This window comes from Paractinoplanes rhizophilus (assembly GCF_042664765.1).
Taxonomy (GTDB): Bacteria; Actinomycetota; Actinomycetes; order Mycobacteriales; family Micromonosporaceae; genus Actinoplanes; species Actinoplanes rhizophilus.
The window spans coordinates 44,723-64,398 of sequence record NZ_JBHTBJ010000008.1; the positions used below are offsets into that span (position 1 = coordinate 44,723).

The window sequence follows — 19,676 nt, forward strand, 5'->3', positions numbered from 1 at the left end:
CCGGCTCCGGGACAGGAAGCGGCCGTTGGGGCCACGCCGGCGGGCTTCGGGGATCCGGGGCGGGGTCTGCATCGCTCCATCATCGCGGTTTCCGGGGAAACGTGAAACGAACGGCGCCTAGATCAACTCAACCGATTCCGGGAATGGCCAACCGGCTGATCAGGCCCGTGGCCTCGGCCTCCACGACGACGCGCTGGCCGAGGCGGAGCAGCCGCAGCCCGGATCGCTGGAACGCGTCAGCGTCGAAGGCCAGCTCAGTGCCGTCGTCGAGGAGGAGGGTCCCGGCCCGGGTCCGCGGGTCGAAGGTCGCGATCGTGCCCTGCATGCCCTGCACGCTACCGGGTTCACGCGGCGGGAGCGCAACTCACCGTGAGTCCCAGATCACGCAGCAGCGCGCAGGTGTGCCGGCCGGCGCCGAGCGCCAGCACGACGGCCAGGTCGGCGGGGGTGTCGACGTCCTGCCGCAGGCCCGGCCAGTCGCCGGCGAGCGGGGTGGCGCCGGAGGCCGCGTGGGCCACCGCCGAGCCGAGGCCGAAGCGCGGGCCGAGCGGGACGCCGGGCGGGGCCGCGAGCAGCACGGTGCCGGTGCCGGCCGCGTCGGCCACGAAGCTGCGCCCCTGCGCCGTGGCCAGCGCCTCGTCGAGCTGCTCGGGGCGCAGCGCGGGCAGGTCGCCGGTCATCACCACGCGGAACCGGTCGAGGCCGGCCGCCTCGTCGGCGCCGAAGCGCATCGCCTCGTTGAGATCGGCGCCCGGCCGGTCCGGCACCACCCGGGCGCCCAGCTCGGTCACCGCGGTCGCGGTGACCGGGTCGTCGGTCACCACCACCAGCTCGGCCACGGCCGATCCGGCCAGCACCGCCGTCGCCGTGTCGCGCACCATGGCCAGCGCCAGGTCGGCGTGGCGGGCCGGGGGCACGGCGCCGCGCAGGCGGCTCTTGGCCGCGCTCAGCCGTTTGACGGGGATCACCGCCGTCCAGTCCGCAAACATCGCCTGTGCCTTCCTTTGGCATGCCTTCTGGCCCTCGCCGGCGACGCCGTTGTCCGGCGCCGGCTGACTGCCGCTCGGTGCGGGCGGTCATGCCGCAAGTGTGCCAGCGGGCAGGTCAGGCACCCCTGCCTGGTCCCGCGCGCCGGGAGCAGGCATGATTCCTGGCGAGGTATCGGCCGCGGTGGGGACACGCCGTGGGTAGGGCAGGAGGGGCCGTGGCGCAGCGCGGGCTGGGATTCTGGCAGCGTTTCGCGGTGGTGTTGGTGCTTCCGGTGCTCAAGGTCTGGACCAGGCGGACCTGGACCGGGATGGACAACATCCCGCGGACCGGCGGCGTGATCATCGCGCCGAACCACGCGTCGCATTTCGACCCGCTGGTGGTGGCGCACTTCATCTACGGGGCCGGCCGCTGGCCGCGCTTCCTCGGCAAGGCCAGCCTGTGGAAGGTGCCGGTCCTGGGCCCGTTCCTGCGCAAGGTCAAGCAGATCCCGGTGGAACGCGGCAGTGTGGAGGCGGTGAAGTCGCTGGACGCGCTGGTGGAGGCGCTCGACGACGGCGGCGCCGTGGTGATCTACCCGGAGGGCACCACCACCCGCCAGCCCGACCTGTGGCCGATGCGCGGCAAGACCGGCGCGGCCCGGCTCGCCCTGCTCACCGGCGCGCCGGTGATCCCGATGGCCAACTGGGGGTCGCAGACCATCTACGACCCGCGCACGAGCAGGCTGCGCATCCGGCCGCGTACGCCGGTGACCGTCACCGCCGGCAAGCCGGTGGATTTCGCCCGCTGGCAGGGCGCCACGCCGACCCGCGCCGTGCTCGAGGAGATGACCGACGCCATCATGCTCGATGTCCAGCGCCTGGTCGCCGAGGTGCGGGGCGAGCCGGCGCCGGAGGGCCTCTACGCCCGGCCCGCCGCCAAGCCGGCCGACACGACCGGGGAGACGGGATGACCCGGGCCGCGGTCATCGGCTCGGGCGCCTGGGGCACCGCGTTCGCCAAGGTGCTCGGCGAGGCCGGCGCGTCCGTGACCATGTGGGGGCGGAAGGCCTCGGTGGTCGAGGAGATCCGCGACCGGCGCAGCAACGAGATCTCGCTGCCGGGGGTGAAGCTGCCCGAGACGGTCACCGCCAGCGGCGACCTGGCCGAGGCCGTGCACGGCGCCGACCTGATCGCCATCGCGGTGCCGTCCCAGACGCTGCGCGGCAACCTCGCCGACTGGTCCGGCCACTTCGGGCGGGACGCGACGATCGTCTCGCTGATGAAGGGCATCGAGCTCGGCACGACCCGGCGGATGAGCGAGGTGATCGTCGAGACCGCGCAGGTGGAGCCGGAACGGGTGGTGGTGGTCTCCGGCCCCAACCTGGCGCCCGAGATCGCCGCGGGCCAGCCCACCGCCACCGTCGTTGCCTGCCTCGACGAGGACCGCGCCAAGCGGGTGCAGCACGCCCTGGCCCTGCCCTACTTCCGGCCGTACACCAGCGACGACGTGGTCGGCTGCGAGCTGGGCGGCGCGGTCAAGAACGTGATCGCGCTGGCCTACGGGATGACGGTCGCCATGGGCATGGGCGACAACACCCGGGCGTCGCTGATCACCCGCGGGCTGGCCGAGACGGCCCGGCTGGGCGCGGCGCTGGGCGCCGACCCGCTGACCTTCGCCGGGCTGGCCGGGCTGGGCGACCTGGTCGCGTCCTGCTCGTCGCCGCTGGCGCGCAACCGCACCTTCGGCGAGCACCTGGGCCGCGGCGAGAGCCTGGAACAGGCGCAGGCGGCCACCCGGCAGACCGCCGAGGGCGTGAAGAGCTGTCTGTCGATCCGCGATCTGGCCCGGGCGCACGGCGTCGAGATGCCGATCGTCGAGCAGGTGGAAAAGGTGTGCCACGAGGGCGCCGACCCGCGGATAGCGGTCAAGATGCTGATGACACGGGAGATCAAACCGGAATGATCCCGTCCAACCACCCCGCCGCCGCCCCTGACCGGCCTGAAGGCAGCCTTTCTGATGGCACCAGGGTGGTGCACGCGGGACTGCCCGAGCCGGTGGTCGGCGAGCCGTTCCTGCCCGGGCCGGTGTTCGCCGCGCCGTACCATCTCGACCCGGCGACCGGGCCGGGGGAGAACGGCTACGGCCGCACCGAGCACCCCACCCGGCGGGCACTGGAGGCGGCGATCGGGCAGCTCGAGGGGGCGCCCACGCTGGTCTTCGCGAGCGGTCAGGCGGCGATCACGGCGCTGCTGCTCTCGGTCCTGCGCCCGGGCGACACCGTGGCGCTGCCCTCCGACGGATATTTCACGGTGCGCGCCTTCGCCGAGGGAACCCTCCGAGATCTGGGCGTGACCTCGCTGCAGGTGCCGACCGCCGGGCCATATCCCGATTTTTCCGGCGTACGGCTGGTGCTGCTGGAAACGCCGGCCAACCCGGGCCTGGACGTGTGCGACATCCAGGCCGTCGCCGCGGCCGCGCACGCCGCCGGCGCCCTGGTCGCCGTCGACAACACCACCCCGACGCCGCTCGGGCAGAATCCGCTGGTCCTGGGCGCCGACATCGTCGTCGCCTCCGGCACCAAGGCGCTGACCGGCCACTCCGACGTGCTGCTCGGCTACGTCTCGACCGCCGACGACGCGCTGTTCGACCGGATCGAGACCTGGCGCAAGCAGACCGGCGGGGTGCCGGGCGCCTTCGACTGCTGGCTGGCACACCGGTCGATCGCCACGCTCGACCTGCGGCTGGCCCGCCAGACGTCGAACGCGGGCGCGATCGCCGCGCTGCTGTCGCAGCGGCCGGACGTGACCGGGGTCCGCTGGCCCGGGCTCGAGTCCGACCCGGCCTACGAGGTGGCGAGCAAGCAGATGCGCCGGATTCCCGGGATCGTCTCGTTCGACCTGGGCTCGGCCGACCGGGTGGCCCGGTTCCTCGCCGCGGCCGCGCTGGTCTTCGCGGCCACCTCGTTCGGCGGCGTGCACACCACCGCCGACCGCCGGGCGCAGTGGGGCGACGACACCGCGCCCGGCTTCGTGCGGCTCTCCTGCGGCATCGAGGACACGGCCGACCTGGTGGCCGATCTGACCGCCGCCTTGGACCAAGCTTGATCGGTAGCTTCTCCGGCGACGAGGTCGCGGCCCTGACGACCGGGGAGAGCTTCTTCGCCGCACCGGGGGAGCGGATCTGTCCGGCGTGCGGCGAGCGCCGGCTCCGGACGTACGTGAATGCGCCTGAAAATGCTCGTCGCCCCACCCTCGTGAGCTATGTCTGGTGCGCCGGCTGCCGCAAGTTCGTCGGCACCCGGGCTCGTCATCCCGAGGGACTCGTCTTCTCCGACCCGCTCGCCGCCCTGTCCGCCGGCGAGCGGCGTGCGCTGGAATGCAGCCTGGTGGGCTTCCTCGCACACCTCGATCGGCTGTGGGACGACGGAGTGCTGCCGCAGGCCTTCGCGGCCTGACTTTCACTTGACCTCCCGGAGCACTAGGTTCTATGGTTCGTTACATGAGTAATGAACCGCAGAACTAGGGAGGCTCGGTGTTCGACGACCGCAGCCCGATCTACCTGCAGATCGCCGACGGGATCAAGAACGACGTCCTGAGCGGCTCCCTCAAGGAGGACGAACAGGTCATGTCCACCAACCAGTACGCGGCCTTCTACCGGATCAATCCCGCCACCGCGGCCAAGGGCTTCGCCCAGCTGGTCGAGGAGGGCGTGCTCTACAAGAAGCGGGGAATCGGCATGTTCGTCAGCCCGGACGCCCGGGAGAAGCTCCGGCGCGAGCGGCGCGAGCGGTTCTTCACCGAGGTCGTCGACCCGATGCTGGCCGAGGCCAAGCGGGTCGGCATCGAGATCGACGAGATCGTCCGGCACCTCGGCGGTGCGCGATGATCGAGCTGCGCGGGGTCACCGTCCGGTACGGCTCGACCGTCGCGGTCGACGGCATCGACCTCGACCTGCCGACCGGCAAGATCTACGGCCTGCTCGGGCGCAACGGCTCCGGCAAGACCAGCCTGCTCAGCGCGCTCGCCTCGTTCCGCCGCCCGGCGGCCGGCACGATCCGGGTCGACGGCGCCGACGCCTTCGAGAACCCCGCAGTGATGCGGCAGACCTGCTTCATCCGCGACACGCTCGACACCAACGAGTCCGACAAGGTGCGGGCGCTGCTGACCTTCGCCGGCTGGATGCGGCCCACCTGGGACGCCGACTACGCGGCCAAGCTGCTCGACCTCTTCGAGATCGACCCCAGGAAGCGGGCCTCGTCGCTGTCCCGCGGGCAGAAGTCGGCGGTCGGGATCGTGCTCGGCCTCGCCTCCCGCGCGCCGCTGACCATCCTGGACGAGACGTACCTCGGCATGGACGCGGTGGCCCGGGCCGCCTTCTACCGCGAGCTGCTCGACGACTACCTGGCCCACCCGCGCACGATCATCCTCTCCACGCACCTCATCGAGGAGGTCGCCGACCTCTTCGAACGCGTGATCATCATCGACCGCGGCCGGGTGCTGCTGCACGAGGAGACCGACGAGCTGCGCGGGCGCGGGGTCACGGTGACCGGGCCGGCCATGGCGGTCGGCGAGTTCGTGGTCGGGCGGCCGGTGCTCGGCGAGCAGAGCCTCGGCGGGGTCAGCGCGGTCACCCTCGACTGGCGGCCGACGCCCGAGGAGGTCGCCCGCGGCGAGAGCGCCGGGCTGACCTTCGGCCCGGTCGGCCTCCAGGACCTCTTCGTCCACCTCACGTCGTCCGCGCCCCGGTGGGAGGCCACCCGATGAGCGTCACCGGCGCCCTGTTCCGCATCTATCGGCCGATCATCTCCATCTCGTTCGCGATCATCCTGGTGGCCGTCACCGCGATCGTCACCGCGATCGTGACGAGCGTGACGGACCTCGACTTCAGCATGTGGCTGGTGCTGGCCGGGTCGGCCGCGAAGTACTGGCTGCTGGTGGTCGGCATCATCCTGGTCGCCATGCAGCTGCGGCAGTTCGTGGTCAACGGGGTGACCCGGCACGAGTTCATCGCCGGGGCCGGGGTGTTCGCTCTGGTCATGGTGCTGGGCTGGGCCGTCGCGGTGGTGCTCGGGCACGAGGTGGAGAGCCTGCTGCTGAACGCCTTCGGCGCCCGGGGGGCGGACTACCCGACGCTGACCGCCGGCGGGGCGCTGCGGGAGCTCGGCTCGGTCCTGCCGGTGGCGGCGGCCTATCTGGTGTCGGGGGCGGCCGTCTCGGCCGGGTTCTACCGGTTCCGTCCGTGGACCGGGCTGGTGGTGATGCTGGGCGGGCTGGTGCCGGCGGCGGTCGCCGAGGTGCTGCTCGGGTACAACGAGTTCGGCGAGCTGGCCGGCCGGGTGCCGTACCCGGCGGCGCTGGCGCTCTCACTGCTGGCGACCGGGCTGGGTGGGTGGCTCTTCCACCGGCTGATCAGCGACGTGGCGATCCGCCCGGCGGCCGCCTGAGCGCTCAGGCCTTTTGCAGGACGAGCTCGTGCAGCCAGTCGCGCGTCACCGGGGCCGGCTCGCCACCGGTGACGCGGCGCAGGGCGTCGCCCGGGGCGATGCCCAGCAGCACCAGCGTCAGGCAGGCCAGCAGGGTCGACCGGCCGACGCCGCCGAAACACTGAATCGCGACGAACCGGCCGGCGCGTACGTGCGCGGCGAGCCGGCCGGCCAGCAGCACGACCTGGGCCGCCTCCTCGCGCGGCACGCCGGCCTCGCCGAGCGGGAACGTGACGATCTCCACGCCCAGCGCGGCGGCCGCCGCGACGGTGCTGTCGAAGCCCATCCGCTGCTGCTCGGGGGCGGTCAGCGCGGAGACCAGGACGGACACGCCGTCGGCGGCCAGCGCGCTCAGCCGATCGGCGGCCCAGCCGTCGCCGCGCGGGTGCGCGATGGTCGCGAGCCGGCCGGTACCCATGCCGAAGATCACGTGGAGTGACGCAGTCATGAACCCGCAGTTTTCCTTGTTCCGTGGCGGCGGACGGGTGAACCCGTGAGTGGCTAACGCAGAGTAGGGTTCCCCCCGGCATGACCGCTAGCGAGAGGCGCGAGAAAAGTGACGACTCCTCGGAAGACCCGCGTCGCGATCGTGTTCGGTGGACGCAGCACCGAGCACGCCATCTCGTGCGTGAGCGCCGGGAGCATCCTGCGCGCGCTCGACCCGGGTCAGTACGAGGTCGTCCCGGTCGGCATCACCCGGGACGGCGCCTGGGTGCTGGCCGGCGCCGATCCCGCCACCCTCGCGATCAGCGACCGCAAGCTCCCCGAGATCACCACCGCGAGCGGCAACGCGGTCGTGCTCGCCGCCGACCCGACCGCCACCGAGCTCATCGTGCGCGACCCGGCCGCGGGCGTCTCCTCGCTGGCCGGCGTCGACGTCGTCTTCCCGGTCCTGCACGGCGCCTACGGCGAGGACGGCACGATCCAGGGCATGCTCGAGATGGCCGGCATCCCGTACGTCGGCGCCAACGTCTTCGCCTCGGCGGCGGCCATGGACAAGGAGTTCACCAAGAAGCTGGCGGCCGTCGAGGGCATCCCGGTGGGGCCGTACGCGGTGTTGCGGGCCGGCTCCGAACTGTCCGAGGCGGACAAGGAGCGGCTCGGCCTGCCGGTCTTCGTGAAGCCGTCGCGGGCCGGCTCGTCGCACGGCATCACCAAGGTGAGCGACTGGGCCGACCTGGACGCGGCGATCGCCACCGCCCGGCGGATCGACCCCAAGGTGCTGGTCGAGGCGGCGATCGCCGGCCGCGAGATCGAGTGTGGCGTGCTCGAGGGCGAGGCCGGGGGTGCGCCGGAGGCGTCCCTGCTCGCCGAGATCCACGTCGACTCCCACGACTGGTACGACTTCGAGGCGAAGTACCTGGACGGCGGCCGCTACGACATCCCGGCCGACCTCCCCGGCCCCGTCGCCGCGCGGGTCCAGGAGTACGCCCGGCGCACCTTCACCGCGCTGGACTGCGCCGGCCTGGCCCGGGTCGACTTCTTCGTCACCGCCGACCACCAGATCTACCTCAACGAGATCAACACGATGCCGGGCATGACGCCGACCTCGATGTTCCCGCTGATGTGGGCGGCCACCGGGCTGGAGTACCCGAAGGTCGTGGACCGGCTGATCCGCACGGCGCTGCGCCGCGGGACCGGACTGCACTGACCCTTTATCGCGTGCAGCCGGTGGGCACGCCCTTGTCGCGGGACTTGACCGTCTTGACCACCGGGTCGGAGAACTCGTTGGCCCACTGCGCCGTCTGCTGATAGCTGCTGGGCACGCTCACCTGCACGGCGACCTCACGGTCCATCGTGGTGAACACGTCGGTGGCCGGGAGATCCTGGCCCCACCAGCAGACGCCGTTCATCGCGTACATGGTGGCGTCGAGCGGCACGCAGCCGGGATGGCCGCCGTCGATCCGCTCGCACATCGTCGGCTGGGTCACGCCGCAGGCCACGGTGATCGGCGGCTCGCCCCACGCCGCGTTCTGCTCGGGGCCGGCGCTGACCTTGCGGCCGGGCAGGTCGCGCAGTGTCGTCGGTAGCTGCGAGGTGACGGCCAGGCAGACCTGGGCGGCGCGGGCGTCGAGCCGGGGGGCCGCCATCCGCACCGGGGTGGCCGGAACCACGGCGGCCGAGGTGGCCGTCGCCGCCGGGTCGGCCTTCTGATCGCCCGGGCTCAACCGCGCGAACATGATGAGACCGGCCACGATGGCGATCGGCACGGCGAACGCGGCGGCCCAGAGGGCGGCGCTGCGGGTCGTCGGGTCCGGTCTTTTCGCCTCGGGTCTGGTCTCCACGTCAACCATGGTTCAGAGGTTTACCACGGAGCAGGTGAGCGTCCGCATGATGCCCGAGACGTTCTGGACTTTGCTCACAATGAGCCCGCCGAGGTCGTCGACCGTGTGCGCCTCGGCCAGCACGACCACGTCGTACGGCCCGGTGACCGCGTCGACCCGGATCACTCCGGGGATCTTTCCGATCGATACGGCCACGTCATGAGCCTTTCCGACCTCTGTTTGGATCAGGATGTATGCCTGGACCACAATCCGCTCCCATCCGCCGCCAGCCGTAACCAGAACGTGAAACTACCGTAAGAACACACTCGGCTGCGGGACGCCACCTTGGGGGCTGTTGTCAGGAGAGGGGCGCTGCGCTGGTGAGCATTGCCGAGATCGGCGAGTTCGGGCTCATCTCCCGGGTCGTCGCGCGGCTCGGGACGGGTTCCGCGGCACTGCTCGGGCCGGGCGACGACGCCGCGGTGGTGGCCGCGCCCGACGGCCGGGTCGTGGCCTCCACGGACGTGCTGGTCGAGGGGCGGCACTTCCGCCGCGACTGGTCCGGCCCCGCCGACATCGGGCACCGCGCGGCCGCGGCCAACCTCGCGGACATCGCGGCGATGGGAGCGACGCCGACGGCGCTGCTGGTGGCGTTCTGCGCGCCGGCCGACCTCGACGTGGCCTGGGCCGAGGAACTGGCGGGCGGGCTGTCGGAGGAGGCGGCGTTGGTCGGCGCGAGCGTGGTGGGCGGCGACATGTCGTCGAGCCGGACGATCACCATCGCGGTGACCGCGCTCGGCGACCTCGGCGGCCGGCCGCCGGTGGTGCGGTCGGGGGCGCAGCCGGGCGATGTGGTCGCGATTGCCGGGCGTACGGGTCACGCGGCGGCCGGTTACACGATTCTTTCCCGGGGATTTCGTACGCCCAAGATGCTGGTCGAGGCGTACCGGCGGCCGGAGGTGCCGTACGCCGCGGGACCGTCGGCCGCGACGCACGGCGCCACTTCGATGATCGACGTCTCGGACGGACTGCTGCAGGATCTCGGTCACATCGCCGCGGCCGGCGTCGTGGGGATCGACGTGCGCACCGACGCGTTCGAGGTGCCCGGCCCGATGCGGGACGCGGCCGCGGCGCTGGGCGTCGACCCGTACCAGTGGCTGCTCGCCGGCGGCGAGGACCACGCGCTGGTGGCGACGTTCCCGCCCGGCGCCGCTCTGCCCGGGGGGTGGCGCGAGATCGGGACGGTACACAACGGGACCGGGATCACCGTCGACCGCAAGGCCTGGAGCGGACCCGCGGGCTGGGATCATTTCCGCTGACGACGTACCGTCGTCGCCGTGCTCGAAGTTCCGGAAATCAAGATCAGGACGGCGGAGTTCGGCGACCCGGCGGTGCGGGCGCTGCTGGTCGAAGTGCTCGACGAGCTGTCCGAGCGGTATGGCGGCAGCGGCGACGACACGCCCATCGGCGACGACGACTTCACCCCGCCGAACGGGGCGTTCTTCGTGGCCGACGACGGCGAGCGGCTGATCGGCTGCGCGGGCTGGCGCCGGCACGGCGCCGCCGACGCGGAGCTCAAGCGGATGTTCACCGCCAAGCCCGCCCGCGGGCGCGGCCTGGCCCGGCGGATGCTGGCGGCGATCGAGGAGTCGGCGCGGGCGGCCGGGTGTTCGCGGCTGATCCTGGAGACCGGCGACCGGCAGCCCGAGGCGATCGGCCTTTACCAGTCGGCCGGGTACGCCCGCATCGAGGACTTCGGGTACTACAAGGGCGAGGAGGGCGTGCTGTCCTTCGCCAAGAACCTCTGACACCTGACGCTCCGACACACAAATAGCCGCCGGGCTTTGCGGCCCGGCGGCTGAAGTGTGGTGGAGCTCAGGTCAGGCGCGGACGACCTTGCCGGCCTTGATGCACGAGGTGCAGACCTTGAGCTTCTTGGTGGTGCCGCCACCGGCCGGGGTGCGCACCGACTGGATGTTCGGGTTCCAGCGGCGGTTGGTCCGCCGGTGCGAGTGGGACACGTTGTGGCCGAAGCCCGGTCCCTTGCCACAGACGTCGCACACGCTAGCCACGGGGTACTCCTGAGGTTGTCTTCTAGATCGTCAAGGCAGCCCCGCGAACCATCGCCAAGGCAACCCGGCAAGGTTACCCGATGGCGCGCCGCAACAGCCAATCACCCCCGGTCAGGGTGCGGTCTCCCGACAATGTCAGGGGGCGTTAGTACGATTTTCGCGTGCTGGAGACCCTCGACGCCGCTGCGGTCCGCCGCTGGTGCGGTGGTGGGCTGGCCGCGCTCCGCGCCCACCAGCACGAGATCGACGAGCTGAACGTCTATCCCGTCCCCGACGGCGACACCGGCACCAACCTCGTGCTCACCCTCACCGCCGCCCAGCAGGCCCTCGACGAGGCGGCCGCGGTGACCGGCGAGGCGCTCGACACGCCGGCGCACGGCAGCGCCCTGCGCCGCATGGCCCGGGGCGCCCTGCTCGGCGCCCGGGGCAACTCCGGGGTGATCGTCTCCCAGATCCTGCGCGGCATGGCCGACAGCCTGGCCGGCTCGGTCGCGGTGCGCGGCGGCGAGCTGGCCCGGGCGCTGCGCTCGGCGTCCGAGGCGGCCTATGCGGCGGTGGCCCGCCCGGTCGAGGGCACGGTGCTGTCCGTCGTGGCGGCGGCGGCCGAGGGCGCCGGGCGGATCAGCTCCGACGACCTGGTGGCGGTGGCGCGAGCGGCGGCGCGGTCCGCCTCCGAGGCGCTGGCCCGCACCCCGCAGCAGCTCCCGGTCCTGGCCCGGGCCGGGGTGGTGGACGCCGGCGGGCGCGGCCTGGTCCTGCTGCTCGACGCGCTGGTCGACGCCCTGACGTCGACCGCGCCCCCGGCCCTCGGCCCGGTCGAGCCGCCCGCGTCCGGCGAGTCAACGCAGTTCGGTTACGAGGTGCAATATCTGCTCGACGCCGCCGACGTCGGCGGTCTCCGCGAGACGCTGGGCCGGCTCGGCGACTCGCTGGTGGTGGCCGGGTCCGGCGACGGCGTGTGGAATGTGCACGTCCACGTGAGCGCCGAGGGGATCGGCCCGGCCGTCGAGGCCGGAGTGGCCGCCGGGCGGCCGCATCGCATCAGCGTCACCCCCCTCGAGCCGGCTCACGGCGCCCCGCCGGAGGCCGGGCCGCGCCGGGCGGCGCCGGTCCTTCCGCAAGTGGCCGTGGCGGCGCCCGGGCCGTCCGAGCCCCGGGGCGCCGTCGTGGTCGCGGCCGGCGACGGGCTCACCGCGCTCTTCGCGGCCGAGGGCGCCACCGTGGTCGGGCGCAATCCGTCGGTGCGCGAGATGCTCGACGCGATCACCGGCTCCGGCGCCGGCAGCGTGGTCCTGCTGCCCAACGACGCGAACACGCATGCCGTCGCCACCGGCGCCGCCCGCGAGGCCGAGGCCGCCGGGGTGCGCGTCAGCGTGGTCCCGACCCGCTCGCCGGTGCAGGCGCTCGCCGCCCTGGCCGTGCGCGATCCGGCCCGCCCGTTCGCCGACGATGTCATCGCCATGGCCGAGGCCGCCGGCGCCTGCCGCTACGGCGAGGTCTGCACCGCGCAGCGTGACTCGCTCACGGTGGCCGGTCCCTGCCGGGCCGGCGACCTGCTCGGCCTGGTCGACGGCGAGGTGCACGTGATCGGCGGCGACCTCGAGGACGTGAGCCGCCGCCTGCTCGACCGCATGCTCGGCGGCGGCGGCGAGCTGGCCACACTGGTGCTCGGCGCCGACGCCCCGGCCGCTCTGGAGGGCACGCTGCGCGAGCACGTCACGCACGCCTGGCCGTTCGTCGAGCTCGCCTGCTACGCGGGCGGCCAGCCCCGGTATCACCTGCTGGTTGGAGTGGAATGAGCGACCGGACCACCACCGACACCCCACTGCGCAAGGTCCTGGGCGACCGCACCGCCAAGGCGCTGGCGAGCCACCTCGACCTGCACACGGCCGGCGACCTGATCTACCACTTCCCCCGGCGGTACGACGAGCGCGGCGAGCACACCGACATGCGCCACCTGCTGATCGGCGAGCAGGTGACCCTGCTGGCCCAGGTGCAGGCGGTCAATGTGAAACCGATGCGGGCCCGCCGGGGCAACATGCTCGAGGTGACCATCGGCGACGGCTCGGGGGCGACGCTCACCTGCACGTTCTTCAACCAGGCCTGGCGCGAGCGAGAGCTGCGCCGGGGCGTGTGGGGCCTGTTCGCCGGCAAGATCACCGATTTCCGCGGCAAACGGCAGCTCAACGGCCCGGCCTATCAACTGCTCCGCGCCGACGCGACGCAGGACGAGGCGGCCGAGGAGATCGAGGAGTTCGCCGGCGCCCTCATCCCGGTCTATCCGGCCGCCCAGGCCGTGCCGACGTGGGTGATCGCCAAGTGCGTGCGTACGCTGCTCGACACGTTCGAGCCGCCGGCCGACCCGCTGCCGCCGGCCGTGCGGGCCAACCGCAACCTGGTCGGCATCGGGACGGCCCTGCGCGAGATCCACCGCCCCAGCTCCAAGGAGGCGCTGTACTCGGCGAAATACCGGCTGAAGTGGGACGAGGCGTTCGCCGTTCAGCTCACCCTGGTGCAGCGCCGGGCGCGCGCGGCCGCCGCACCGGGCACGGCCCGGCCCCGGTCCGAGGGCGGCATCCTCGCGAAATTCGACGCGAGCCTGCCGTACGAGTTGACCGACGGCCAGCGCCAGGTCGGCGAGGAGATCGCCGCCGACCTGTCCGAGCCGCACCCCATGCACCGCCTGCTGCAGGGCGAGGTCGGCTCGGGCAAGACGCTGGTCTCGGTGCGCGCGATGCTGCAGGTCGTCGAGGCCGGCGGCCAGGCGGCCCTGCTCGCGCCCACCGAGGTGCTGGCCACCCAGCACTACCGCGGCATCAGCGCCCAGCTCGGCGCGCTGGGCCGGGCCGGCGAGATCGACGGCGACCCGGGCGGCACCCAGCTCACCCTGATCACCGGTTCGCTCGGCGCGGCCGCCCGGCGGGCCGCGCTGGCCAAGGTCGCCGACGGCACGGCCGGCGTCGTGGTGGGCACGCACGCCCTGCTCTACGAGGGTGTCGACTTCAAAGACCTCGGCCTGGTGGTCGTCGACGAGCAGCACCGGTTCGGCGTCGAGCAGCGGGACGCGCTGCGCGCCAAGGCGGCCCGCCCGCCGCACGTGCTGGTGATGACGGCGACGCCGATCCCGCGCACGGTCGCCATGACGGTCTACGGCGATCTCGAGACCTCCACGTTGACGCAGCTGCCGCGCGGCCGGTCGCCGATCGCGTCGCACGTGGTGCCGCCGGAAAAGCCGGCCTTTCTCGACCGGGCGTGGAAGAGGTTGCGCGAAGAGGTGCGGGCGGGCCATCAGGCGTACGTGGTGTGCCCGCGCATCGGCGCGGGAGCGAGCGACGAGGAGGAAGAGCCACCCGACGATGAACCGGCTCGCCGACCGCCCCTCGCCGTCACCGAGGTCGCGCCGCTACTGGCCGAGGGCCCGCTGCACGGCCTGCGGATCGGGGTGCTGCACGGCAAGCTCCCGTCCGACGAGAAGGACGCGGTGATGCGCAAGTTCGCGGCCGGCGACCTCGACGTCCTGGTCGCCACCACGGTGATCGAGGTCGGCGTCGACGTGCCCAACGCCACCGTCATGATCATCATGGATGCCGACCGGTTCGGCGTCTCCCAGCTCCATCAGCTGCGCGGCCGGGTGGGCCGCGGTTCGGCCGCCGGCATCTGCCTGCTTGTCACCGAGTCGGTCGAGGGCACGGCGGCCCGCGAGCGCCTGGACGCGGTGGCGTCCACCACCGACGGCTTCCGGCTTTCCGAGATCGACCTCGAGCAGCGCCGCGAGGGCGACGTGCTGGGCGCGTCCCAGTCCGGCCGCCACTCCCACCTGCGGTTGCTGTCGCTGTTGCATGACGCCAAGCTGATCACCGATGCCCGCCAGGAGGCGGCGGCCTTGATCGGCGACGACCCCGACCTGTCCCGCCATCCCGCGCTGGCCGCCTCGGTGGCCGCGCTGGTCGACGAGGAACGCGCCGAGTACCTGGAGAAGGGATGATCCTGCACATCTGCCCCCGCGACGTCTGGGCGGCCGCGCTGGCCGAGGGCGTCTACGAGGGCGACACGCTCGCCACCCAGGGCTACATCCATTGCTCGACCGAGGAGCTGGTGCACCTGCCGGCGACGGCCCTCTTCCGCGGCCGCACCGACCTGCTCCTGCTCGAGATCGCCGAGGACCGCCTGCCGGTCCCGCTGAGGTGGGAGGACGGCGACCCGCCCCACCCCGACGGCAAGCAGTTCCCGCACCTCTACGCGCCCCTGCCGACCGCCGCCGTCGTCGCGGTCCACGATTACCAGCCCAACGAGGACGGCTCCTTCTCGCCGCCCCGCTGAGCGCGTCTCTGCGTGGTCGCCCGCTGAGTTCGTTCCCGCCGCGTGCGTGAAAAGGGCGCGCCGACCGGATGGTCGACGCGCCCTTTCGGGTCAGGCCCGCGGTCAGGCGGTGAACTTCACCTTGCGACGGCGGGACACGAAGAACATCACGCCACCGGCGATGAGCAGCAGGGCCGCGATGCCGGCGATGGTGCCACCCGCGGCACCGGTGATCGGCAGCGTCGGGCCGCCCTCACCGCCGCCGCCCCCACCGTTGGCGGTCGGGGTCGAGCAGGTCAGCTTCTCCAGCGCCGCCTTGATCTCTTTCTCGATCCCGGCGATCTTGATCGTCGCGTAGGTCGCCGTGCCGGCCTTGAAGGTGGCCTTCTCCGAGGCGCCGGCCGCGACGGTCAGCTTCTTGGTCTCGTCGCCGTAGCCCACGGTGGCCTCGGCCGGGATGACACCCTCGGGGTTGGTCACGGTGACCGTGACCTCCTCGCAGGTGTTCACGACGGTCGCGGTCGGCAGCGCGCAGTCCTCGGGAGCGGTCCAGTTGTAGGTCTGGTCCGCCATGCCCTCCGCGCTGACGGTCACGGTGCCGGCGCCGGCCGGGACGGTCACGGTCTCACCCTTGCCGGGGGCAACAGCAACGGTCTTGACCTGGTCGCCGTACTTGACGGTGAAGGTCTGCTCGTACTTGCCGCCGTTCGACAGGTTGATCGCCTGGCTGCCGTCGCAGGACGGGACCGAGGTGCTGGCCGGGGTGACGCAGGACCGGTCGCCGCCGTTGTACCAGGCCTGCGGGCCCTTCGACAGCTTGCCGGGCAGGCCGCGCGAGCCGAGCTTCTTGTCGCCGTAGCGCGGGCCGTTCGCGGTGATGGTGTCGATGATGTCCTTCTCGGTACCGAAGAACGTGTCGGCCTGCGTGTAGCACGGCGGGAGGTCGACGTGCAGGGTCAGCGTGCGCTCGGTGTTCGAGATCGAGCCGCTGTCCTTGTCGAACAGGTACTGCGGCACGTCGAACTGCGGCTTGGGCGCGTAGTACGACACCGCGGTGATCGGCACCTCGACGCCCTCGCAGAGCCGCGCCCGGTCGCTGAGGTTGATGACCGTGGTGGCGCCGCTCTTGTCCACCACGAACGTGTGGTTGAACGTCGCGTGGGCGGCATCGACACACTTCGGCGCGGGCGGGGCACAGCGCTTGATCAGCTGGACCGTCGCCGAGTTGTTGTAGTCGGTGTGGTCTTTCCAGACGGCGATGAAGGAAAGCTTGACCTTGTCGGCCTGGGCCTGGTCCACGATCTGGGTGTACTGGACCTGGGACGGGTTTTTGTTGTTGCCGGCCAGCAGCACCGTGCCGTTGGTCAGCTTCACGCTCGGGTCGCCGACCTTGACCGGGACCTCGCCGGCCGAGATGTTCAGATGCTCGACCTTGGCGCCGCTGGTGTCCCACCAGTCGTTCGTAAGGGTCCAGGTGACCTGGTTCTTACCATCGACGCACACGGTTTCGCCGGTGACGTTGGCGGTGTGGGCGCTGGCGGGTCCGGCGACCGCCACGACGCCGGCCAGGCCGAGCACCGAGCCGGCGAGAACGATCGCGGCGCGGTGCAATGAGGACTTCAGTTTCACGCCTTCTCCTGTGTTGGGGAATCAGGGGGCCGGCAAGGAAGCGGCGGGCCATCGCCGGAACGGGGGCGAGACCGTCGACGACGCCTCCCCACGTCGTCGACACGCAGCCGTAACTACGTGCAACGGGGGTCGACCCTAGCGACTTAGATGGATCTGGGGAATGCCTCAGGGAGGGCTAAGGCTGTTGATACGGATCCGTGATCTTCCATCTACCGAACGGGGCGGGAAGATCGCCGAGCGTGTCCGGTCGAAGGGGAATTGTTCACTCCCTGATTGCGGTCGGTAAGTGTTTGGGTAGCTTCGAGTCGTGCGATTCGATGACCCCGGTGCGGGCGCATGACCAGGATCATTGCCGGTGCCCACGGCGGACGGCGGCTGGTCGCCCCGGCCGGCGCCCTGACCCGGCCCACTTCGGACCGTGTGCGTGAGGCGGTCTTCAGCGCCCTGGAGTCGATGACCGACCTGTCTGGAGCGCGGTTCGTCGACCTTTATGCCGGTTCTGGGGCGGTTGGTCTGGAGGCCCTGTCCCGCGGGGCGAGTCACGCGCTTCTGGTCGAATCGGACGCCCGCGCGGCCCGCACGATCCGCGACAACATCGTGGCGCTCCGCGTCGGCGCGGCCGCCCGGCTGATCACCGGGAAGGTGTCGCAGGTGCTCGCCGGCCCGCCCGAGGGCGGACCGTACGACGTGGTCTTCGCCGACCCGCCGTACGCGGTCGGCGACCACGAGATCGTGGAGCTCCAGGAGGCGCTGCTGGCCGGCGGATGGCTCGCGCCGGACGCCGTGGTCGCGATCGAGCGATCCCGCCGGGGCGATCCGTTGAGCTGGGTGGATGGCATCACAGCCGATCGCAGCCGACGCTATGGGGAGACGACGCTTTGGTACGGTCGCCGATCATGAGACGAGCTGTCTGTCCCGGCTCCTTCGACCCGGTCACCAACGGTCACCTCGACATCGTCGGGCGGGCCAGCCGGCTGTTCGATGAAGTGATCATCGGAGTGCTGATCAACCAGTCGAAGACCGGCCTGTTCACCATCGACGAGCGTCTCGAGATGCTCCGCGAGGCGACGGCCGGCTACGGCAACGTCCGGGTCGCCTCGTTCCACGGGCTGCTGGTGGACTTCTGCCGATCGCAGGGCGCGGCGGTGGTCATCAAGGGGCTGCGCGCCGTCAGCGACTTCGACTACGAGTTGCAGATGGCGCAGATGAACATCGGTTTGTCCGGCGTGGAGACGCTGTTCATGCCGACGAACCCGCTCTACTCCTTCCTGTCGTCCAGCCTCGTCAAAGACGTGGTGAAGTGGGGCGGCGACGCATCGGCGTACGTGCCCGACTTCGTCGGCGAGCGGTTGATCACGCGTCTGAAGCAGAACTGAGCTCTCGGCGCGCCGGAAACCGGGACGGCGGGGACGCAGTAACGTGATCGCACCACGCTGCGTGGGTGAGAGATGACAGGGGTGAAGTCACCGATGGATGCGCTCGACAGCATCGACGAGATCATCGAACGTGTTCAAGAAGCGCGCTCCGTCCCGATGTCGCGGCAGAACTTCATGTACGACCGGGCCGAAATGATCGACATGCTGGACGCCCTGCGCTCCTCGCTGCCGTCCGAGATCCGCAAGGCGGCCGCCGTTCTCGACGAGCGCGACCGGATCATCGAGGCCGGCCGCCGGGAGGCCGACCGGATCATCAGCGAGGGTGAGACCGAACACGCCCGCCTGGTCTCGGTCAACGAGATCACCGTCTCGGCCGAGCACGAGGGCGCCCGGATCATCGCCGAGGCCCGCACCGAGGCCCAGCGGCTGCGCGAGGAGGTCGACGACTACGTCGACACCGCGCTGGCCAACTTCGAGCAGTTCCTGACGCGCGCGCTAGCCTCGATAGAGCGTGGCCGCGACAAGATGCACGCGCTCCGGGAGATCGGCACCTTCCAGGGCGAGGACACCGAGCGCCCGCTGCCCTTCTAGCGAGGAGCGCGTTGCCGCGTTGATGAGTTTGGCCCGCAATCGCCGCCGGCGAAGCCGTCGTCGATCGCCGGTCGAACTCATCAACCTCCAGCGGCGCACGCGCGATCGAGCGCAGCCAGCACAGTTAACACCCGATTCGACGCTACGGGCCCTGGTCAGGTAACCTTTTTCGTCGGCCTTCCCATGGCTGAGAGTTCATGATGCCCAAGTCACCGCAGAGTCACCTCGACCCCAGGCAGCCGTTCGTCCTCGACACGACGAAACTTCCACGGCAGCCTGGTGCGACGCGTGCCCTGAAACGGGTGATCGCGGCGCCACCGGACTTCGGCGTGGAGCTGATCAGGGTCCCCGAGAAGTCGGACGTCGAGCTCGATCTCGTGCTCACGTCGGTCTCCGAGGGGGTGTACGTCTCGGGCCGGGTCCGCGGCTCGCTCACCGGCGAGTGCGGCCGCTGCCTCAACGAGATCGGCGAGTCCTTCGACGTCCCCCTCGCGGAGCTGTTCGCGTACGAGGACAGCACCACGGAGGAGACGACCGACGAGGACGAGGTGGGCCGCATGCAGGGCGACCTGATCGACCTCGAGCCGGCGGTACTGGACGCGGTGGTGCTCACACTGCCGACCAACCCGCTCTGCCGTCCCGACTGCCCCGGCCTGTGCCCCGAGTGCGGGGTGCATTTCGACGACCTTCCGGCCGATCACAGCCACGAGGACGTCGATCCGCGCTGGGCCGCTTTGCGCAATCTCACAAGTAACGAGGAGTAGCTACCGTGGCCGTCCCCAAGCGCAAGATGTCGCGCAGCAACACCCGGTCCCGCCGGGCGAACTGGAAGGCGACCGCGGTCGCGACCCAGGCGTGCCCGCAGTGCAAGTCGCCGAAGCTGCCGCACACGGCCTGCTCGGTCTGCGGCACCTACAACGGTCGTCAGGTCCTCGAGGTCTGAGCCTCGCGGAGTGACGCGCCCGATTGTCGGGCGGGTCGCACCTGGGCAACG

At 71.6% G+C, this 19,676-nt stretch carries 25 protein-coding genes; 18 read left to right on the forward strand and 7 right to left on the reverse strand.

Annotated elements, in window-relative coordinates:
* Nucleotides 1-127: 127 nt before the first annotated feature.
* Together ACFQS1_RS13915 and cofC are read right to left on the reverse strand one after the other, a co-directional pair.
* Nucleotides 128-325, reverse strand: coding sequence for a cold-shock protein (locus ACFQS1_RS13915; RefSeq protein WP_378967815.1), 198 nt, complete (start codon nt 323-325; stop codon nt 128-130).
* Nucleotides 326-344: 19 nt separating this feature from the next.
* A complete protein-coding gene (gene cofC, locus ACFQS1_RS13920; RefSeq protein ID WP_378967817.1) occupies nt 345-989 on the reverse strand; it encodes a 2-phospho-L-lactate guanylyltransferase in 645 nt (214 codons plus the stop codon).
* 215 nt (nt 990-1,204) lie between these two features.
* Here cofC and ACFQS1_RS13925 point away from each other — a divergent pair, with 215 nt between their 5' ends.
* The 7 genes from ACFQS1_RS13925 (at nt 1,205) to ACFQS1_RS13955 (ending at nt 6,412) form a co-directional block, all read left to right on the forward strand.
* The gene (locus ACFQS1_RS13925) at nt 1,205-1,939 is read left to right on the forward strand and encodes a lysophospholipid acyltransferase family protein (RefSeq protein WP_378967820.1); all 735 of its coding nucleotides are present in this window, start codon (nt 1,205-1,207) and stop codon (nt 1,937-1,939) included.
* The gene (locus ACFQS1_RS13930) at nt 1,936-2,931 is read left to right on the forward strand and encodes an NAD(P)H-dependent glycerol-3-phosphate dehydrogenase (protein WP_378967822.1); all 996 of its coding nucleotides are present in this window, start codon (nt 1,936-1,938) and stop codon (nt 2,929-2,931) included. The genes ACFQS1_RS13925 and ACFQS1_RS13930 overlap by 4 nt, the downstream gene beginning before the upstream one ends.
* The gene (locus ACFQS1_RS13935) at nt 2,928-4,073 is read left to right on the forward strand and encodes a cystathionine gamma-lyase (protein WP_378967824.1); all 1,146 of its coding nucleotides are present in this window, start codon (nt 2,928-2,930) and stop codon (nt 4,071-4,073) included. Before ACFQS1_RS13930 ends, ACFQS1_RS13935 begins: the two co-directional genes overlap by 4 nt.
* A complete protein-coding gene (locus ACFQS1_RS13940) occupies nt 4,070-4,423 on the forward strand; it encodes a hypothetical protein (protein ID WP_378967826.1) in 354 nt (117 codons plus the stop codon). The genes ACFQS1_RS13935 and ACFQS1_RS13940 overlap by 4 nt, the downstream gene beginning before the upstream one ends.
* 77 nt (nt 4,424-4,500) lie before the next feature.
* Complete coding sequence (locus tag ACFQS1_RS13945; RefSeq protein ID WP_378967829.1) at nt 4,501-4,854, forward strand: GntR family transcriptional regulator; 354 nt, start codon at nt 4,501-4,503, stop codon at nt 4,852-4,854.
* On the forward strand, nt 4,851-5,732 hold the full coding sequence (locus ACFQS1_RS13950; RefSeq protein WP_378967831.1) for an ABC transporter ATP-binding protein: 882 nt from the start codon (nt 4,851-4,853) through the stop codon (nt 5,730-5,732). The genes ACFQS1_RS13945 and ACFQS1_RS13950 overlap by 4 nt, the downstream gene beginning before the upstream one ends.
* Nucleotides 5,729-6,412, forward strand: coding sequence for a hypothetical protein (locus tag ACFQS1_RS13955; RefSeq protein ID WP_378967833.1), 684 nt, complete (start codon nt 5,729-5,731; stop codon nt 6,410-6,412). The genes ACFQS1_RS13950 and ACFQS1_RS13955 overlap by 4 nt, the downstream gene beginning before the upstream one ends.
* Before the next feature lie 4 nt (nt 6,413-6,416).
* On the opposite strand, the gene ACFQS1_RS13960 is transcribed toward ACFQS1_RS13955, so the two are convergent.
* Nucleotides 6,417-6,899: a hypothetical protein gene (locus ACFQS1_RS13960; protein WP_378967835.1), complete on the reverse strand. Its 483-nt coding sequence runs from the start codon at nt 6,897-6,899 to the stop codon at nt 6,417-6,419.
* A 108-nt stretch (nt 6,900-7,007) separates the two neighbouring features.
* Here ACFQS1_RS13960 and ACFQS1_RS13965 point away from each other — a divergent pair, with 108 nt between their 5' ends.
* On the forward strand, nt 7,008-8,102 hold the full coding sequence (locus ACFQS1_RS13965) for a D-alanine--D-alanine ligase family protein (protein ID WP_378967837.1): 1,095 nt from the start codon (nt 7,008-7,010) through the stop codon (nt 8,100-8,102).
* 4 nt (nt 8,103-8,106) lie between these two features.
* On the opposite strand, the gene ACFQS1_RS13970 is transcribed toward ACFQS1_RS13965, so the two are convergent.
* Nucleotides 8,107-8,745: a DUF3515 domain-containing protein gene (locus ACFQS1_RS13970; protein WP_378967839.1), complete on the reverse strand. Its 639-nt coding sequence runs from the start codon at nt 8,743-8,745 to the stop codon at nt 8,107-8,109.
* A 3-nt stretch (nt 8,746-8,748) separates the two neighbouring features.
* A complete protein-coding gene (locus ACFQS1_RS13975) occupies nt 8,749-8,982 on the reverse strand; it encodes an Lrp/AsnC ligand binding domain-containing protein (RefSeq protein WP_378967841.1) in 234 nt (77 codons plus the stop codon).
* 113 nt (nt 8,983-9,095) lie between these two features.
* On the opposite strand from ACFQS1_RS13975, the gene ACFQS1_RS13980 reads away from it, so the two are divergent.
* On the forward strand, nt 9,096-10,034 hold the full coding sequence (locus ACFQS1_RS13980) for a thiamine-phosphate kinase (RefSeq protein WP_378967844.1): 939 nt from the start codon (nt 9,096-9,098) through the stop codon (nt 10,032-10,034).
* A gap of 18 nt (nt 10,035-10,052) precedes the next feature.
* A complete protein-coding gene (locus tag ACFQS1_RS13985; RefSeq protein ID WP_378967846.1) occupies nt 10,053-10,523 on the forward strand; it encodes a GNAT family N-acetyltransferase in 471 nt (156 codons plus the stop codon).
* A 72-nt stretch (nt 10,524-10,595) separates the two neighbouring features.
* On the opposite strand, the gene rpmB is transcribed toward ACFQS1_RS13985, so the two are convergent.
* Nucleotides 10,596-10,787, reverse strand: coding sequence for a 50S ribosomal protein L28 (gene rpmB, locus ACFQS1_RS13990; RefSeq protein ID WP_026207002.1), 192 nt, complete (start codon nt 10,785-10,787; stop codon nt 10,596-10,598).
* A 161-nt stretch (nt 10,788-10,948) separates the two neighbouring features.
* On the opposite strand from rpmB, the gene ACFQS1_RS13995 reads away from it, so the two are divergent.
* The 3 genes from ACFQS1_RS13995 to ACFQS1_RS14005 are packed head-to-tail and all read left to right on the forward strand — an operon-like array spanning nt 10,949 to nt 15,107.
* Nucleotides 10,949-12,586 (forward strand): DAK2 domain-containing protein, encoded by a 1,638-nt coding sequence (locus ACFQS1_RS13995; RefSeq protein ID WP_378967849.1) that lies wholly within the window; start codon nt 10,949-10,951, stop codon nt 12,584-12,586.
* Entirely contained in the window at nt 12,583-14,772 is a 2,190-nt protein-coding gene (gene recG / locus ACFQS1_RS14000; RefSeq protein ID WP_378967852.1) for an ATP-dependent DNA helicase RecG, read from the forward strand. The genes ACFQS1_RS13995 and recG overlap by 4 nt, the downstream gene beginning before the upstream one ends.
* Entirely contained in the window at nt 14,769-15,107 is a 339-nt protein-coding gene (locus tag ACFQS1_RS14005; RefSeq protein WP_378967854.1) for a DUF952 domain-containing protein, read from the forward strand. Before recG ends, ACFQS1_RS14005 begins: the two co-directional genes overlap by 4 nt.
* A 102-nt stretch (nt 15,108-15,209) precedes the next feature.
* On the opposite strand, the gene ACFQS1_RS14010 is transcribed toward ACFQS1_RS14005, so the two are convergent.
* A complete protein-coding gene (locus ACFQS1_RS14010; protein ID WP_378967856.1) occupies nt 15,210-16,715 on the reverse strand; it encodes an LPXTG cell wall anchor domain-containing protein in 1,506 nt (501 codons plus the stop codon).
* A 336-nt stretch (nt 16,716-17,051) separates the two neighbouring features.
* Here ACFQS1_RS14010 and rsmD point away from each other — a divergent pair, with 336 nt between their 5' ends.
* From rsmD to rpmF, 5 genes are all read left to right on the forward strand, one after another.
* On the forward strand, nt 17,052-17,615 hold the full coding sequence (gene rsmD / locus ACFQS1_RS14015; protein WP_378967859.1) for a 16S rRNA (guanine(966)-N(2))-methyltransferase RsmD: 564 nt from the start codon (nt 17,052-17,054) through the stop codon (nt 17,613-17,615).
* Nucleotides 17,612-18,091, forward strand: coding sequence for a pantetheine-phosphate adenylyltransferase (coaD, locus tag ACFQS1_RS14020; RefSeq protein WP_378967861.1), 480 nt, complete (start codon nt 17,612-17,614; stop codon nt 18,089-18,091). Before rsmD ends, coaD begins: the two co-directional genes overlap by 4 nt.
* 93 nt (nt 18,092-18,184) lie before the next feature.
* Nucleotides 18,185-18,682 carry an SPFH domain-containing protein gene (locus ACFQS1_RS14025; protein ID WP_378967863.1) on the forward strand — a complete coding sequence of 166 codons (498 nt, stop codon included), beginning with the start codon at nt 18,185-18,187 and terminating at the stop codon, nt 18,680-18,682.
* Nucleotides 18,683-18,882: 200 nt separating this feature from the next.
* Nucleotides 18,883-19,446 (forward strand): YceD family protein, encoded by a 564-nt coding sequence (locus tag ACFQS1_RS14030; protein ID WP_378968194.1) that lies wholly within the window; start codon nt 18,883-18,885, stop codon nt 19,444-19,446.
* Between the two features lie 5 nt (nt 19,447-19,451).
* Nucleotides 19,452-19,625: a 50S ribosomal protein L32 gene (gene rpmF, locus ACFQS1_RS14035; protein ID WP_020518010.1), complete on the forward strand. Its 174-nt coding sequence runs from the start codon at nt 19,452-19,454 to the stop codon at nt 19,623-19,625.
* Nucleotides 19,626-19,676: the final 51 nt, after the last annotated feature.